Origin of the sequence: Pseudomonas sp. CFBP 8772 (assembly GCF_014841665.1) — a bacterium.
In the GTDB taxonomy this organism is placed as follows: Bacteria; Pseudomonadota; Gammaproteobacteria; order Pseudomonadales; family Pseudomonadaceae; genus Aquipseudomonas; species Aquipseudomonas graminis_B.
Genome location: NZ_JACYUI010000010.1, coordinates 13,088 through 28,443 on the forward strand (window position 1 = coordinate 13,088; position 15,356 = coordinate 28,443).

Consider the following 15,356-nt stretch of genomic DNA (forward strand, 5'->3'; position numbering starts at 1 on the left):
AGTATTCGTGAAAAATATCACCCGCTGAAATGAAGCCAGCTTTCACTGGCCCGATCTTTGTAGAACTCAATCCTCAGGGACCCATCCACATTGTCAGCCATCTGTTTTCTCCAGAATCAGACAGTTCAACGCGTTGACCCACACTCCCGAAAACCTACATCGACACAACTGCTACGACCTTTCCGTCCAAGGTAATTTCATAAGCTAGGTGTGGCTACTGTCAAATATGACAGTAGCCACAGAATTGCCAAGCCCGAGCGATTGCGAATGAACCGAATAATCAGGGGGTTAATCCACAACGGGCGCTTTCGAAATAACCACTATTTCGAAACGGTCTGAGGCCCTACGCTTTCCACGACAATTACGTGCAGGTGGGAGGTCCAGGGGGATGAGTGGTGAGCCCTGCAAAAGGCGCCAGGTATCGACCACACCTAAAACCCTGGGCGCCTCGGGCAATAATCGGCGGAAGGTTGAATTACATTGTTCAAATCCACCTATCATTCGGCGCCGTGCGCTCGTTGGTATCGTCGCCGGTGTTGATCACCCCGCTTGGCTCGATCAGCATCAGCTTCACCTCTTGGGCAGCGGACGGCTTGTGCTCGACGCCCTTGGGCACGACATACAACTCGCCCGCATTGAGCTCGACGAAACCGTCACGAAAATCGATGCGCAAACACCCTTCGATCACGATGAAGGTTTCGTCGGTGTCAGCGTGGCGGTGCCAAAGAAACTCCCCTTCCAGCCTTGCAAGCTTGAACTGGTAGTCGTTCATCTGCGCGATGACTTTTGGCTGCCACTGCTCGCTGAACAGGCTGTATTTCTGGGCGAAATTGATGGGGGTGTATTGAGTGTTGGACGTGGACACTAGGGCGGCTCCGACAGGGTTTGATGTGACGCCAATCTAGAGCGTGGCGGTGGGTGGGGTCTTGTACGTTATTGCAGGGTGGTGGGTGCATCCGGTTTTGCGGTGTTGCGACTGACGCTTTCCCGGCTAAAGCCAGTCCTACAAAAGCGGGCAGTGTTTCAGGGGGGTATGCGGTGTATTCGTAGGACCGGCTTTAGCCGGGAAGAGGCCCTTGCGTACACCATCAGTTTTGCGGTGTGACGCATGATGCATTCCCGGCTAAAGCCAGTCCCACAGGATGACCGCGTTCAAATAGTGGGACCGGCTTCAGCCGGGAAGAGGCCGGTGGGTACGCCATCCATTTTGCGGTGTGACGCCTGACGCTTTCCCGGCTAAAGCCAGTCCCACAGGATGACCGCGTCCAAATAGTAGGACCGGCTTCAGCCGGGAAGAGGCCAGTGCGTACGCCATCCATTTTGCGGTGTGACGCATGATGCATCCCCGGCTAAAGCCAGTCCTACAGGATGACCGCGTCCAAATAGTAGGACCGGCTTCAGCCGGGAAGAGGCCGGTGGGTACGCCATCCATTCTGCGGCGTGACGCTTGGCGCCTTCCCGGCTGAAGCCGGTCCCACAAGGTGTACAGCCTTCCCAGCCAAGGCCAGTCCCACCAAGGGCGTTCGATCCGCTATGCGCCTGCCCTCAACATCTTCAACCACCGCCCCGGCGGGTAGCCGAAGGTCTTCACGAAATGCCGCGTCATGTGGCTCTGGTCGGAGAATCCTGCCATCACCGACGCATCGCTCAACGACACGCCCAACGCTATCGAATGGCGCACCAAGTCCAGCCGGCGCAGGGTCAGGTAGCGGTAGGGCGTGGTGCCGAACAGCACGCGGAAATCCCGAGACAGGCGCCAGCGATCGGTGTCGCTGGCCTGTTCCAGATCGGTGAGGCTCACGCCCTGTTCCAGACTGGCCATGAGCATTTCCCGCGCACGTTGCGCGCCGGTGTAATTGACGGTCTGCCGGCCCTTGCGCACACCGGCGGCCGCTTGCAGGGCGATGGCGAGGTCGTAGATCGCGTCGTCCAGTTCCAGAGGATCCAGCGCGTTATTCAGGTCGGACAGCAGCGCCTGAGTCGCCCTGAACAGGCACGGATCACTGGACGCCCCGCCCCTGATGAACGGCAGCGGCTTGCCACCGAGCACCTGCTGAATCATCGCCGGCTCCAGATAGAACATCCGGTAGCGAAAGCCGTCTTCGGTCCCGGCGTGGCCGTCATGGGCTTCGTCGGGATGCAGCACCATCGTCTGCCCCGGCAGGTTGTTGACCTGTTCCTTGCCGTACTGAAAGCTCTGCACTCCGGACATCGTGTGGCCGATCGCGTAGGTGTCGTGGCGGTGCATCTCGAAACCGTGGCCGTGAAAATACGCCTCGATCCGCTCGATCTGCGGCAGCGGCGCGGCACGCAGCACCCAGTCCCGGGCGGAGTGGGTCAGATGGGTGTCTTCGTCTGCGTGTGTGTCCATTGGCAGCGCTCGCGGCAGTGGACGGCAGGTGCTTTGAGAGGACACCGGCCGCGTTCATGAAAAGGGGCTAACCGGGTTGCTTGAGCAACGCCGCCGATGCGTTGGACGCATGCACTGCCGGAGGCTTCTCCCTGAGCAGGTTCTGGATCGCCTGGCTGTAGGCCTCGCGCCCAAGGTTCATGCTGTTGTTGTGGTTACCACCCGGCACCATCAGCAGGTTCTTCGGCTCCTGTGCCGCGTTGAACAACGCTTCACTGAAACGCGGCGCGACGAACGGGTCCGCCGTGCCATGGACGATCAGCACCGGCATGTGCACATCGGCGATCTTGTCGATGGAGTCGAATTTCTGCGAGACCAGCCAACGCACCGGCAACGAGGTGCGTTTGCTGGCGACGGAGGACGCGACGTCGGCGAGGTTGGTGAAGGTCGATTCGATGATCAGACCCCGCGCCTGAATTGGCCCGTCGCCTTTCTGCGTGTCCCGGCCCAGTTCGGCGGCGAGGTCAACGGCCACGGCGCCACCCAGCGAATGACCGTAGATGAGGCGTTTTTGCGGGTCGGGTTGAATCTGCTTGAGACGTTCCCAGGCGATGCGCGCGTCTTCATAGACCGACGCTTCCGACGGCAACTGGCCCTTGCTCTGACCGAAACCGCGGTAGTCGATGGCGAGGATTGAAAAGCCCAGGGCGCGCAGTTGTTCGATGCGGAACAGCTGACCGGTGAGGTTCCAGCGCGAGCCGTGCAGATACAGAATGGCGGGAGCGTCTTTTTTGTCCGAAGCCCACCACCAGGCATGGATGTTCTGCCCGAGGCCAAACGATGGCCCCTTGAGTTCCAGCTCTTGCACATCGGACGGCAGGCCGCGGTACCAGCTCGCCGTGCCGGGCTCGATCATGAAGACCAGTTCACGCTCCTTGTGCTGCAGCGCTGCGCAACCGACCGGCAGACCGACGACGATCAGCAGCATGCACAGCCAGAAGAACCAGCGAGCCTTGAGCCGCGCCAGGGAGAATGTTCGCATTGAGAAAGGTGTCCGGTGCAGAAGTGAGTGCATCGGCAGTTTGCCACTCATTGGCGGGGTGGGTCCTGCTCTTTTCGGCGAAAGGCTTCTGTCGAAAGGCCTTCTGTCGAAAGGCCAGCCCACACCAGTGACGGTGCCCTGCGAGGGTCAGCGCCAGACACCTTCCGCCAGAATCAGTAACCCGAGCCCGAAGCCGCCGCCCCACTGACGATCGCGATCCCGGAACTGGTCCCCAGTCGCGTCGCACCCGCTTCGATCATCGCCACCGCTGTTGCATAGTCACGCACGCCGCCGGACGCTTTCACGCCAACGCCCTGCCCCACGACCTTGCGCATCAGGGCGACGTCTTCCAGGGTCGCGCCGCTGCGGCTGAAACCGGTGGAGGTCTTGACGAAGGCGACGTTGAGGTCACGGCAGATCTCGGCGGCGCGGGTTTTCTGCGCGTCATCCAGCAGGCAGGTTTCGAAGATGACCTTCAGCGGGACCGCACCACAGGCGTCTTTGACGGCAGCGATGTCGTCGCTCACTTCATCAAACAGACCGTCCTTCAGCCAGCCGATGTTCAGGACCATGTCGATCTCGCCCGCGCCGGCCGCGATAGCCTGCTTCGCCTCGAAAGCCTTGGTGTCGCTCAGCCCGGCGCCCAGTGGGAAGCCGACCACAGCGCAGACTTTGACGGCCTGGCCTTCCAGCAACGAGGCGGCGTAAGGCACCTGGCCAGAATTCACGCACACCGAATAGAATCCGTGCGCCTGGGCTTCGCGGCACAGGGTGGCGATCTGCTCGCGACTGGCGTCGGCGGCCAGCAAGGTGTGGTCGATGTACTGGGCGAGTGCTGCGGGTTCGATCTTCATGGCCAATCGTTTCCTGATAGTGAGGCGGTAACCAGCGACACGCTTTAAGCTTCATGCCTGAGCGCATCATTTTATGTTGTAAATATAACAATGAATGTTATTTTTTTACCATATCCATTCGACAATCGGAATGCCCGTGGACAGTAAAAAATCCGACCGGATCAAATTGATCCAGCAAGCCCTGCACGATCAGAAGGCTATTCACCTGAAGGAAATGGCCGCCCTGCTGGACGTTTCGGAGATGACCCTGCGTCGTGACCTGACCCGCCACCCCGACAAATTCCACTTGTTGGGCGGGCACATCACCCTGGCATTTGATCCGTCCGAGGCCAGTGATTACAAGGTCACTGAGCAAGGCACCCGTCACGTCGAGGAAAAGCGCCGGGTCGGCAAGCTCGCGGCAGCGTTCATCCAACCCGGCGATACGGTGTTTTTCGATTGCGGCACCACGATCCCTTTCGTCATCGACTTCATTCCGGACGAGCTGGAATTCACCGCCGTGTGCAATTCCCTTAACGTCCTGCTCAAGCTGCAGCAGAAGCCCAACTGCTCCATCGTGTTGTGCGGGGGGACCTTTCATCGCAAGAATCAGGTGTTCGAGCACCACAGCGAAGCGACGATTCTGGATGGCATCCGCCTGACCTGGGCCTTCGTTTCAGCAGCCGGGGTCAGCGACGAGCTGGGCGTGACCTGCTTCAACTTCAATGAAGTGGAGGTCAAGCAAAAGGTCCTGCGCCAGGCCCGGCACTGCATGTTGCTGGCCGATCATTCCAAGTTCGATGCCGTGCGCACGGCGCATTTCGCGACGTTGCAGGACTTTCATGTGGTGGTGAGCGACAAGAAGCTGCCGAAGGTTTATCGGGATTTGATTGAGGGGTATGGGGCGCGTTGGGTGGTGTGATCGGCCCTGAATTTGTGTTGCCTGCGCCACTGCATTCGTGAGCAAGCTCACTCCCACAAGTATGATGTGGTTTCAAGATCCGAGGATGGAAACTGATCACTGTGAGAGTAAGCAAGCTCACTCTCAGCGAATCAGAAGTCACCGGACATCTGTTGACGGAAACCGGTCACGGTGGGAGCGACCGGGGTGGCGCTCCACCTTGATCGCGAAGGCGCCTTCAGCGTTTCAGATCGCTTTCCAGCTGCCGCACCTCTTCAGCCCCCAGATACCCCGTCGTCACGCTGAACGACGCGCTCTCCCCCGCACCCAACAAACGCACATTACCTTTGGCCTTTTCCGCCAGATACCCCTCGGGCTCGCAAGTCGCAGGCAGCACAAACGCAGCCACCTGCTGATCAGCGTTGTGCAGGATCCACCGCGCCGCATGGTCGAACTGCGCCGGTTGATAACGCGTGTAAAACGCCGGGCCTTCAGGGTGCTTGAGCAGGAAATGCGCATTGCCCTGGGCGTCCGCGTGGACGCCGTCGAAGAAGCAAACGATCTCCGGGTCGTACAAATCAGGCGTGCTCAGGCTTTCCAGCCGCGAAGGGTCTTCGGTGAGTTCGGCCATGTACGCCGACCATGCCGGCGTCGGCTTGACGTGGGCCGGCACGCTGCTGCGCACCCGTGTACGCGCCATGCCCAATGGCTCGACCAAACGTCCGCCGTCGACGTAGGCATAGTTCATGTGCGCCATGTACATCAGCTCCATCGGCTTGCCGGCCAGGTTGCGCACGTCCATGCCGATGTCGAACAGCGCCGAACCCGGGCGCAAGGTCACGCTGGGCCTGGCGCGGTAGTGGTCGCCAAAGCCCATCACGTATTCATACTCGCCGCCGATGCGCAAAAACCCGCCGCCAGCATCCTCGCCGATCTCCAGCCAGGCGCTGTCCATCGGCGCGCAGGGCATTTCGCCGTGCAACGGATGATCGTCTTCCGGTGTCGGGCAGCCGTTGCGCAAGATCCCACTGTGGAACATGAAGCAGCCGTAGGTGCCGATCACCGTTGGGCTCGGGCGCGGCTGCTCGAACATGTTGCGCATGGTCAGGTCGCAGCCATCGAACACCGCTGACCAGACCATCTGCCCCTGATAAGGCAGCACCACGACCCGGCCGCGGTCATTCTCCAGCGCCAGGGCTTTCACGCCGCTGGGATAGGTCCAGGCCAGCACACGAAAGTCAGCGGATTCCAGCAGCGTCTTTTCATCGCCACTGAACAGCTCCGGGTACAGCGAAATCGTGGTGCGCGTTTCGGTGCCCCTCATGATGCCGTCACCGCGCCAACCGGCGCCTGGGCCGGCAGCGGATCACGCATGCATTTAATGGCGTAGGCGACGATCGCCACAAAGCACAGCAGTGGCACGGTGTAGGCGATCTGCATATTGCCGCCGGTGGCGTCGGAGAGCAGGCCCTGGAAGATCGGCATCACGCCGCCGCCGACAATACTCATCACCAGCAGCGAACCGCCGACGCCAGTGTCCTCACCCAGACCGTCGATGGTCAGGCCATAAATGGTCGGCCAGCAAGGGCCCAGGAAAATACTCACACCCACCGCCGCATACACCGCGCTGATGTTCGGCACCAGAATCGTGTAGGCCAGCAGCACGATGGCCAGCACGCCGTAGATCGCCAGCACCTTGGCCGGGGACATTTTGCGCATCAGCAGGTTGGCGACCATCTTGCCGACGAAGTACGCCGCGAAAGTGGTCAGCAGGAACCACGAAGCGCTGCGCTCGTTCATCCCGCCCATCTGCATCGCCAGGCGAATGGTGAAACTCCACACGCCCACTTGCGCGCCGACATACAGAAACTGCGCCAGCACGCCGAAGGTAAAGCGCGGGTTGCGCCACAGACGCGACAGGCTCTGGCCGATGCTGCTGGATTTGACGTTGGCCTTGACGATGCCCTTGCACGCCGGAAACTTGGTGAACGCGATCAGCACGAACATCAGGACCAGCACCGCGATCATCCATTTATACGGCAGCAGCGTGGACTGAATCATCTGCAGTTGCTGGACGGCGGCTTCCGAGGCGCTCATTTGCGTCAACTGCTCGCGGGTGGCGTCGGTGTCCTTGAACATCACGAAACTGCCCACGTACACGCCGGTCATCGCGCCGAACGGGTGGAAGGTCTGGGAAATGTTCAGGCGACGGGTGCCGGTTTCACGCGGCCCCATCAGCGTCGAGTAGGTGTTGCAGGCGGTTTCAAGGAAAGCCAGGCCGGCCGCGATGACGAACAGCGCCATCAGGAACATGCCGTATTTGGCCATCGACGCTGCGGGGAAGAACAGCGAGCAGCCCGCCATGTACAGCACCAGGCCGATGAGGATAGTGGTCTTGTAGCTGAAACGTCTGACGACCATCGCCGCCGGAATCGCCACGAAGAAGTAACCGAGGTAGAACGCCGATTGCACGAAAGAGGTCTGCACATCGCTGAGCAGGAAGGCTTTCTTGAAGTGCGCGATGAGCACGTCGTTCATGCTCGCGGCCGCCGCCCACAGCGCGAAACAGCAGCACAGCAGCAGGAAGGCGAACCACGGCGTGCGGTTCAGGTAGAACCCGTCCGGTGATTGTTGGAGCGCGGGCTTTGTCATTGTTGTTCTCCGGGAAGTACAGGAAATACCCGCCCCACCGATCAGGCGATCGGCAAGGCGCGGCGGCTCAAAGAGTGTCGAGAAAGTGGCCGAACGCGGCAGCGTCCGGGTAGGAACTCTGGGTGCCGAGGCCGGTGACCGAGCACGCGGAATAGGCCACCGCGCGGGTCATGGCGTTGCGCATGTCACCGTCTTCGCTCCAGTGGCGGGCGAAGCAACCAATGAACGCGTCGCCGGCGCCGGTGGTGTCGCGGGCATCGACCTTGATGCCTTCAACGCGAAATTCGCCTTCTTCGCCGACGTACAGCGCGCCCTTCTCACCGAGGGTGACGATGACGTGACGAATGCCGTCCTGCACCAGTTGCCGGGCGGCCGCGCGGGCCGATTCCACCGAGTCGATGACACGCCCGGTGACCAGCGCCAGTTCGGTTTCGTTGGGAATGAAAAAGTCCAGCTGCGACAGGTGCTCGCGGCTCAAGCCCTTCACGGCAGGCGCAGGATTGAGCAGCACCGGAATGCCGTTGGCCTTGGCGAATTCAATGGCGTAGTAAACGGTTTCCAGCTCGATTTCCAGTTGCAGCACGATGAGCGTGCAGTCGCGCAACGCGGCCTGGGCAGCGTCGATGTCCGCAGGTTTCAGGTGCGCATTGGCGCCTTTGACGATGAGGATGCTGTTGTGGGAATCGCTTTGCACGAAGATCGGCGCGACGCCGCTGGATACGCCGGGAACGCGCTGGACAAATTGGGTATCGATGCCGTAGCGCTTGAAATTGGCCAGGGTGTTGTCGGCAAACATGTCGTCGCCGACCTTGCTCAGCATCAGCACGTCAGCGCCCAGCTTGGCCGCTGCAACGGCCTGATTGGCGCCCTTGCCGCCGCAGCCCATGGCGAAACTCGGTGCTTCGAGGGTCTCACCCTGCGCCGGCATCCGGTCGATGTAGGTGATCAAATCCACCATATTGCTGCCGATGACCGCGATCTTATTCATGTGTGTGAGTACCTTGTTCACGCGCTGGGCCCGAAGAATGAGCCACCGTCGCGGTTTTATTTTTGTTATTTAAATAACATTTTGTGTGACTATTCAACCTATTTCTTCACGGGGAGACATGCGGCCTGGTATCGGGTGCACACGGTGTTCATGGAAAGCGGGCTGTAAGCCCTGAGGCAGAGGGTTTGCAGCCACTGGTCGTACAGACCACGAATTCGCGCAAACGTTTGCGGTGAGGGGCAGACAACGCCGAATTTGAATGGTGGAAGCGAGCCGAGGGAGGAGGTCTGCCCGCAAAAACCTGCGGGCCGGGCGCTGAAACCAGATCAGGAAATGACTACATCAGGAAATACAGCAGGAGAATATTCGCCACCAGCATCGCCAGCGCGGTGGGGATTTGCGCTTTGATCACGGCATATTTGTCAGGCAGTTCCAGCAACGCTGCAGGTATCAGGTTGTAGTTGGCCGCCATGGGCGTCATCAGCGTGCCGCAGTAGCCCGAGAACATGCCGATGGCGGCCATCACCGCCGGGTTGGCGCCGTACATGCCTACCAGCACCGGCACGCCGATGCCGCCGGTCATCACCGGAAACGCAGCAAAGCCGTTGCCCATGACGATGGTGAACAGCGCCATGCCCAGCACATACACCATCACCGCGACGAGACGAAAATCCAGGTTGATGTAGGCCGTGGCCAGGTGAGCCACCGCTTTGCCGACGCCCGCATCGTTGAACACCAGGCCGAGCATTGCCAGCATCTGCGGCAGCACCAATGCCCAACCCAGCGCTTCGGTCAGGCGCCGCGATTCGCGCATGGCCTGCACCGGCGTGTCGCGGGTCAGCCAGCAGGCCAGGGCCAGCGCCACCAGACTGCCAATGCCCAGCGACACGAACGTGCTGTTGGCCGGGTCCAGCAGAAAGACGTCGCCAAACTTGATGTTCTTCAGCAGCACCGCGCCAATCACGGTCACCAGAGGAATCGCCAGCGCCGGAATGAACAGCTTGTTCTTCAAGCGCCCTGCACTCTCCCGCCGCGCCCGGTCGTTGAGGTTCTCATGCTGGCCGAAACCCACGCCGCCGAACCCGGCGATCACCGCCATGACGATCACCCCGACGCCCACCCACACCGGTGGCAGCTTCTCGCCGACCAGAAACGCTATGGCGAACAGACCCCAGAACAGCCCCGTGGTCCAGCGCTTGGGGTTGCTCCGATCAGTCGCGGTCATGAACGCGGTGATCGCCAGAATCACGCCCGCCAGCCAGTACAGGTATTGAATGGAAATGATCATCGCGCCAGCTCCTTGTCGACGGCGGAAGCCGGCGGCAGCGCCGTCAGCTCACGGTTCAGGCGCTGATCAAAACGGTGCAGGCGGATGGCGTGGATGACGAACGCACAGATCGCTGTCGGAATCCCCCAGAAGGCGATGTGCATCGGGTTGACATCAATGCCGGAGCCGAGCAGGAAGGTGTGCATCAGCGCAATCGCACCAAACGCGACGAAGATGTCTTCACCAAAGAACAGCCCGACATTGTCGGTCGCTGCGCACAACGCCAGCAGCTTGATGCGCAACCCCTCGGGCAGCTTGCCGAAACGCGATTCAGCGGCGCCCTCGGCCATGGGCGCGAGCAACGGCCGCACCATCTGCGGGTGGCCGCCGAGGCTGGTCAGCCCCAAGGCTGCAGTGGTTTCCCGCACGAACAGGTAGGCGATCAGCAAACGTCCGGCCGTCGCGCCGGTGAACCGGGCGATCCAGTTCTGCGCGTGCAGACGCAGGCCGTGGCGTTCCAGCAAACCGATCACCGCCAGGGGCAAGAGGATGATCAGCGGCAGCGTGCGGGTTTTGATGAAGCCGGTGCCGATGGTCGCCAGAATGGTTTCCAGCGGCATGCTGGCGGCAAGGCCGGTGGCCAGAGCGGCAAGCGCCACGACCAGCATCGGGTTGAAACGCAGGACGAAGCCCAGAACGATGACCAGCACGCCAAGCAGCGGCCAGAGGTTGATAGCGGTTTGCATGATGGGGTTCTCGTTGGCAGTGGCGGTACCTTGCTGGGGCACGAATGAGGAACAGGGTCGAGAAACGAGCGATGACAGCACTTATGCTCAGCACAGGCTAAGCCCAGGCTCAACGGAGTCACAGCGCCGCTGCCCCATGGCACCGCAGTCCCGCCGGGGCGTCCAACGGGAAAAACCCGCTATGGTCCATAAGATTTTCTGTTGCCGGGATGGCATGCAACCTGCTGTTCCAGTGCTCGGTTTGCACAGGCCGTGCCGGTCACGATGTGTCGATCGCAGGTCATGCTGAATGTCAGCCGGCGCTCAATTGCTCAAGGAAATCCCTCGGTGAATCTCAAGTTTCTGGAAACCTTCGTCTGGGTCGCGCGGCTGAAAAGCTTTCGTCTGACGGCGGAAAAACTGTTCAGCACCCAGGCCTCTATCTCCAGCCGCATCGCTGCGCTGGAGGACGAAATGGGGGTGCGCCTGTTCGTCCGGGATTCCAGGGGCGTGTCGCTGACCCAAGAGGGCGTGCGCGTGCTCGAATACGCCGAGCACATCATGGACACCATGCAAAGCATGAAGGCGGCGATCAAGGACCCGAGCCAGGTGCGCGGCCGCATCCGCATCGGCGCCATGGATACGGTGATACACACCTGGCTCAGCCCCCTGGTAACACGCCTGATGAAGTGTTACCCGAACCTGGAAATCGAGCTCACCGCCGAGACCGCCAGCAACCTCTGCTCGCAGCTGGAAAAGGGGTATCAGGACATCATTTTCCAGACCGACGTGCTGCGTTTTGACAGCGTGCGCAACGCGGTGCTGGCGCGCTATCCCCTGCGCTGGGTAGTGCCGACCGGCTCGGCGTTCGACCGCCCGGACGTGACCCTCGAAGAGATCGCCGAAGCGCGCATCGTCACGTTCTCGCGCAACTCGCGGCCGCACCAGGACATCCTCAACATGCTGCACACCGCCAACATCGTCACGCCACGGATCAACTGCGTGAACTCGGCGTCGGCGATCACCCGCCTGGTGCGCGACGGCTTCGGCATCGGCGCGCTGCCGGTGACGCTGGTCCATGGCGAACTGGCCCAGGGCGCGTTGACGCTGATCGAGAACGTGCCGCTGCCGCCGCTGATGGACATCGTCGCCAGCTGGCGCACCGGCGCGGGCATGGAGTTGGTGGAAGACATCGTCAGCCTGACCCGCGAGGTGGTAAACGCGTTCGCTCAGGAGATGCCGGAAGGGTTTGTACTGGAGGGCGGACCCGAGTAAGCCCGATCAATAGCCCCCCCGCCCCTCCAGCAGCGTGTCCAGCAGCCACGTCCCCGCCGGGCCCAGGCTTTTTTGCCGGGACCAGATCACGTCGACCGCCGAGCTGCGCGGCCAACCCGGCACCGTGAGTTCCTTCAACCGGCCCTGACCGCAGGTGCTGACCAGCCAGCGCGGCAGTGCCGACCAGCCGAATCCGAAGATCGCCATGTCCATCAGCAGCAGGTAATTGGGCGCTGACCAGCTGCGTCGCGCGCCGCTGGGCAGGTCGTCGGTGGGCACGCTCTCGTCAACGATGGTGTTCAGGCGCAACGCCCGATGCTGCGCGAGATGGCGATAATCGACGGCCTTTTCAGTGGCCAGCGGGTGGTTATGGGAAACGAAGATGCCGAAGTCGGCGCGCTCGACGATGGTCGCGTAGCCCACTTCCGGCGGATACGAGGCCTGGGCCGACAGCAAACCCAGGGACGCACGACCCGTCTGGATCAGGTTGATCGCGTCGCCGTGCTCGGCAAACACACACTCCAGTTCCAGCTCCGGAAAGCGCTGATCGAGTTCGGTCATGCGTGCCTGAAATTCAGCGAACTGGTTGGCGTCGGACAGCACCAGCGTCAGGCGCGGCTCCATCCCTTCAACCAGACGCCCTGCCGCACGACGCAAAGTGTCGGACGCTGCGAGCACGTCTTCGATGCGCCCTTCCAGCGCCCTGCCCGCTTCGGTAAGCGCCGGATGGCGGGTTGACCGATCAAACAGTTCGACCCCCAGATCAATCTCCAGCCGCGAAATGGCCTCGCTGATGGTCGATTGACTCTTGCCCAGCCGTCGCGCAGCGGCACTGAACGAGCCCAGCGCGATGGTCTGCGCGAACGCTTCAAGGGCTTCGGGGGAATAACTCACGGGGTGGCACCTCTGCACAGCGCTCAATTCCCCATCGGTTTTTCCGATGGGACCGATTTTCACTCTAGCCCATCGCACCACGACAATGCACACCTGCCCCGAAAAAGTGATCGCCCCCATGCCTCTGCATACCCTGACCTCCCACACGACCGCGAAGCCGGTCGTTTCGCGAAAGTCCCTCAAAGAGCGCGTCCTGCATGCGCTGCTGTTCGAACTGATCGGCGTGCTGATGTTTGCGCCAGGGCTGGCCTGGGTGCTCGGCCAGTCCATTGGCAAGATGGGCGCGATGACCGTGATGATCTCCACGATCGCCATGCTCTGGAACATGGTCTTCAACGCCGGGTTCGACCGCCTGCGGGCGCGGTTGGGTTTCGCCCTGAATCTCAAGGCGCGTGCGCTGCATGCCATCGGCTTTGAAGCGGGACTGATTTTCATGGTGGTGCCGATGGTGGCGTGGTGGTTGTCGGTCACATTGCTGGAAGCCTTCCTGCTGGACATCGGCCTGGTGCTTTTGTATCTGCCGTACACAATGCTGTTCAACCTGGCCTACGACGGGATTCGCGAGCGACTGATTGCCCGGCCCCAGTCATGCGCCGCTGATTGATAACCGCGTAATTGGTCTCCCCTAAACCTCCTTCATTGGCTATTCGGCGTGCCCCAGCGCCGACGTAAGATCGCCGGCAACCTTTGAAGAGAGCACTGACATGAACAACCGAATCGCCTGGGCCCAGAAATCGCCGGAGGCCTACAAAGCCATGGTCGGGCTGGAGACGGCGCTGAGCAAATCGGGGCTGGATCATTCGCTCTCGGAGCTTATACGTCTGCGTGCTTCGCAGCTCAACGGCTGTGCGTACTGCGTCAACCTGCACGCCAATGACGCACGCAAGGCCGGCGAAACCGAGGCCCGACTGCAGACCCTTAGCGTGTGGGAAGACACCGAATTCTTCACCGAGAAGGAAAAGGTCGTACTTGCCTGGGTGGAAAGCCTCACGCTGCTGCCCGTGCACCGCGCGCCGCAGCATCAGTACGAGGCGCTGCTCAAGCACTACAGCGACGCCGAGGTGGTCAACATCACGCTCGCCGTCGCCACCATCAACGCCTGGAACCGCTTCGGCGTGGGCTTTGCGATGATGCCGAGCTGATTCCCGTTATTGGCTTCAGACCCGCAAGAACCGCCCGCTGATCGCCACGCCCAGCAGCATCACGGCGATGATCATGAACGCCGCGCCGAGGCTGCTGAGGTGAGCGACAAAACCGATGCCGGCCGGCCCCATCAAAATGCCGATGTAGCCCAATGTGGTGATCGCCGGCACTGCCACGTTCTCCGGCATGGTTTTCTGCCGGCCGACCGCGCTGTAAAACACCGGCACGATGTTGGAACAGCCAATGCCCACCAGCGCGTACCCGCACAGCGCCGCCTGCCAAACCGGAATCAGCGTCGCGACGGTCATCCCGGCGGCCGCGCACAGCCCGCCAAACAGGATGATCTTGTGCACACCGAGGCGCCGGACGATCGGATCGCCGCACAGGCGCCCAATTGCCATGAACAGCGCGAACACCGCATAACCGAACCCTGCGTAAGACGGCTCGACCCCGCGCTGGGCGCTGAGGAACACCGCGCTCCAGTCGAGCATCGCGCCTTCGGTGAGGAACACCGTGAAGCACATCAACCCGATGAACAGCACCACGCCCCGCGGAATCGCAAACGCCGGCCCGCCCGGTTCGCTGCCATAGGGCAACAAGTGCGGCGCGGCTTTATACAGCGCGAGGGCAATGAACAACGCGACGAAGGCCATCGCCAGCCACGGCCAGACGCCAACGCTCAACAACGCCGACACCCCCGCCGCCCCCAGAATCCCACCGCAGCTGAACAGCCCGTGAAACCCGGACATCATGGTCTTGCCGCTCGCCCGTTCGACGATGATCGCCTGGATATTGGTGACGCAACCCAGCGCGCCCATGCTCGCGCCATAGACAAACAGCGTGGCGACCATCAGCGGCACCGAGCTGAGCGTCGCCAATAAAGGCAGGCACACACAGGCGATGCCGCCCGTTATCACGATCAACCGCCGACAGCCATAACGCACCGTCATCGCTCCGGCCAGTGGCATGGACACGATCGAGCCAATGCCCAGGCACAACAGCAACAACCCGAGGCCGGCGTCATCCAGGCCCAGACGGCTTTTCGCATAAGGCACCAGCGGCGCCCAGGCCGACATACTGAACCCGGTGACAAAAAACGCGATACGCGTCGAAAACTGCTCCAGCCGCCCCGGTACCACGGGCGCTGCGGTGCTGATGGAAGTCATTGCCGCTCCCTTGAAATGCTTGGACGGGGACTCTTGGACGGGGACAGATTCATTTACGGTGAAGCGCTGTAAATAAATCAGTCCCCTCGAAATAGTCCCCTCGAAATAGGGACCAGCCTA

Annotated in this window: 15 protein-coding genes; 4 read left to right on the forward strand and 11 right to left on the reverse strand. The window is 61.4% G+C overall.

The window, feature by feature from the left end; genetic code table 11:
• Positions 1-484: 484 nt before the first annotated feature.
• From IFT99_RS19120 to deoC, 4 genes are all read right to left on the reverse strand, one after another.
• Positions 485-865, reverse strand: coding sequence for a cupin domain-containing protein (locus IFT99_RS19120; RefSeq protein ID WP_342214634.1), 381 nt, complete (start codon positions 863-865; stop codon positions 485-487).
• Between the two features lie 666 nt (positions 866-1,531).
• The gene (locus IFT99_RS19125; RefSeq protein WP_192134359.1) at positions 1,532-2,371 is read right to left on the reverse strand and encodes an AraC family transcriptional regulator; all 840 of its coding nucleotides are present in this window, start codon (positions 2,369-2,371) and stop codon (positions 1,532-1,534) included.
• Positions 2,372-2,438: 67 nt separating this feature from the next.
• Positions 2,439-3,392, reverse strand: coding sequence for an alpha/beta hydrolase (locus IFT99_RS19130; protein WP_244657024.1), 954 nt, complete (start codon positions 3,390-3,392; stop codon positions 2,439-2,441).
• A gap of 173 nt (positions 3,393-3,565) precedes the next feature.
• The gene (deoC, locus tag IFT99_RS19135; protein ID WP_192134362.1) at positions 3,566-4,246 is read right to left on the reverse strand and encodes a deoxyribose-phosphate aldolase; all 681 of its coding nucleotides are present in this window, start codon (positions 4,244-4,246) and stop codon (positions 3,566-3,568) included.
• A gap of 130 nt (positions 4,247-4,376) precedes the next feature.
• Between deoC and deoR the strand changes: the two genes are divergently transcribed.
• Entirely contained in the window at positions 4,377-5,147 is a 771-nt protein-coding gene (gene deoR / locus IFT99_RS19140; RefSeq protein ID WP_065989462.1) for a DNA-binding transcriptional repressor DeoR, read from the forward strand.
• Positions 5,148-5,364: 217 nt separating this feature from the next.
• On the opposite strand, the gene IFT99_RS19145 is transcribed toward deoR, so the two are convergent.
• The 5 genes from IFT99_RS19145 to IFT99_RS19165 all read right to left on the reverse strand — a co-directional run bounded on the left by IFT99_RS19145 (position 5,365) and on the right by IFT99_RS19165 (position 10,779).
• Positions 5,365-6,450, reverse strand: coding sequence for an aldose 1-epimerase family protein (locus IFT99_RS19145; protein WP_192134364.1), 1,086 nt, complete (start codon positions 6,448-6,450; stop codon positions 5,365-5,367).
• Positions 6,447-7,778, reverse strand: a complete 1,332-nt coding sequence (fucP, locus tag IFT99_RS19150) for an L-fucose:H+ symporter permease (RefSeq protein ID WP_192134366.1) — start codon at positions 7,776-7,778, stop codon at positions 6,447-6,449. Before fucP ends, IFT99_RS19145 begins: the two co-directional genes overlap by 4 nt.
• A gap of 67 nt (positions 7,779-7,845) precedes the next feature.
• The gene (gene rbsK / locus IFT99_RS19155; RefSeq protein ID WP_192134368.1) at positions 7,846-8,766 is read right to left on the reverse strand and encodes a ribokinase; all 921 of its coding nucleotides are present in this window, start codon (positions 8,764-8,766) and stop codon (positions 7,846-7,848) included.
• A 337-nt stretch (positions 8,767-9,103) separates the two neighbouring features.
• A complete protein-coding gene (locus IFT99_RS19160; protein ID WP_192134369.1) occupies positions 9,104-10,054 on the reverse strand; it encodes a DUF979 domain-containing protein in 951 nt (316 codons plus the stop codon).
• The gene (locus IFT99_RS19165) at positions 10,051-10,779 is read right to left on the reverse strand and encodes a DUF969 domain-containing protein (protein ID WP_192134371.1); all 729 of its coding nucleotides are present in this window, start codon (positions 10,777-10,779) and stop codon (positions 10,051-10,053) included. The genes IFT99_RS19160 and IFT99_RS19165 overlap by 4 nt, the downstream gene beginning before the upstream one ends.
• 327 nt (positions 10,780-11,106) lie before the next feature.
• Between IFT99_RS19165 and IFT99_RS19170 the strand changes: the two genes are divergently transcribed.
• A complete protein-coding gene (locus IFT99_RS19170; protein WP_192134374.1) occupies positions 11,107-12,033 on the forward strand; it encodes a LysR family transcriptional regulator in 927 nt (308 codons plus the stop codon).
• Positions 12,034-12,039: 6 nt separating this feature from the next.
• On the opposite strand, the gene IFT99_RS19175 is transcribed toward IFT99_RS19170, so the two are convergent.
• A complete protein-coding gene (locus tag IFT99_RS19175) occupies positions 12,040-12,927 on the reverse strand; it encodes a LysR family transcriptional regulator (RefSeq protein ID WP_192134376.1) in 888 nt (295 codons plus the stop codon).
• Positions 12,928-13,045: 118 nt separating this feature from the next.
• On the opposite strand from IFT99_RS19175, the gene IFT99_RS19180 reads away from it, so the two are divergent.
• Together IFT99_RS19180 and IFT99_RS19185 are read left to right on the forward strand one after the other, a co-directional pair.
• Complete coding sequence (locus tag IFT99_RS19180) at positions 13,046-13,531, forward strand: multidrug/biocide efflux PACE transporter (RefSeq protein WP_065989700.1); 486 nt, start codon at positions 13,046-13,048, stop codon at positions 13,529-13,531.
• A 100-nt stretch (positions 13,532-13,631) separates the two neighbouring features.
• A complete protein-coding gene (locus IFT99_RS19185) occupies positions 13,632-14,069 on the forward strand; it encodes a carboxymuconolactone decarboxylase family protein (RefSeq protein WP_192134378.1) in 438 nt (145 codons plus the stop codon).
• 15 nt (positions 14,070-14,084) lie between these two features.
• Here the strand turns inward: IFT99_RS19185 and IFT99_RS19190 are convergent, their stop codons facing one another.
• The gene (locus IFT99_RS19190) at positions 14,085-15,236 is read right to left on the reverse strand and encodes an MFS transporter (protein WP_065989436.1); all 1,152 of its coding nucleotides are present in this window, start codon (positions 15,234-15,236) and stop codon (positions 14,085-14,087) included.
• Between the last annotated feature and the right edge of the window lie 120 nt (positions 15,237-15,356).

Bases quoted from the DNA above. Each gene is read 5' to 3' on its own strand.
- IFT99_RS19185 (WP_192134378.1), top strand. From the start codon at position 13,632: ATGAACAACCGAATCGCCTGGGCCCAGAAATCGCCGGAGGCCTACAAA.
- IFT99_RS19165 (WP_192134371.1), bottom strand. From the start codon at position 10,779: ATGCAAACCGCTATCAACCTCTGGCCGCTGCTTGGCGTGCTGGTCATC.
- rbsK (WP_192134368.1), bottom strand. From the start codon at position 8,766: ATGAATAAGATCGCGGTCATCGGCAGCAATATGGTGGATTTGATCACC.
- deoC (WP_192134362.1), bottom strand. From the start codon at position 4,246: ATGAAGATCGAACCCGCAGCACTCGCCCAGTACATCGACCACACCTTG.
- IFT99_RS19145 (WP_192134364.1), bottom strand. From the start codon at position 6,450: ATGAGGGGCACCGAAACGCGCACCACGATTTCGCTGTACCCGGAGCTG.
- deoR (WP_065989462.1), top strand. From the start codon at position 4,377: ATGCCCGTGGACAGTAAAAAATCCGACCGGATCAAATTGATCCAGCAA.
- IFT99_RS19130 (WP_244657024.1), bottom strand. From the start codon at position 3,392: ATGCGAACATTCTCCCTGGCGCGGCTCAAGGCTCGCTGGTTCTTCTGG.
- IFT99_RS19125 (WP_192134359.1), bottom strand. From the start codon at position 2,371: ATGGACACACACGCAGACGAAGACACCCATCTGACCCACTCCGCCCGG.
- IFT99_RS19160 (WP_192134369.1), bottom strand. From the start codon at position 10,054: ATGATCATTTCCATTCAATACCTGTACTGGCTGGCGGGCGTGATTCTG.
- IFT99_RS19180 (WP_065989700.1), top strand. From the start codon at position 13,046: ATGCCTCTGCATACCCTGACCTCCCACACGACCGCGAAGCCGGTCGTT.
- fucP (WP_192134366.1), bottom strand. From the start codon at position 7,778: ATGACAAAGCCCGCGCTCCAACAATCACCGGACGGGTTCTACCTGAAC.
- IFT99_RS19190 (WP_065989436.1), bottom strand. From the start codon at position 15,236: ATGACTTCCATCAGCACCGCAGCGCCCGTGGTACCGGGGCGGCTGGAG.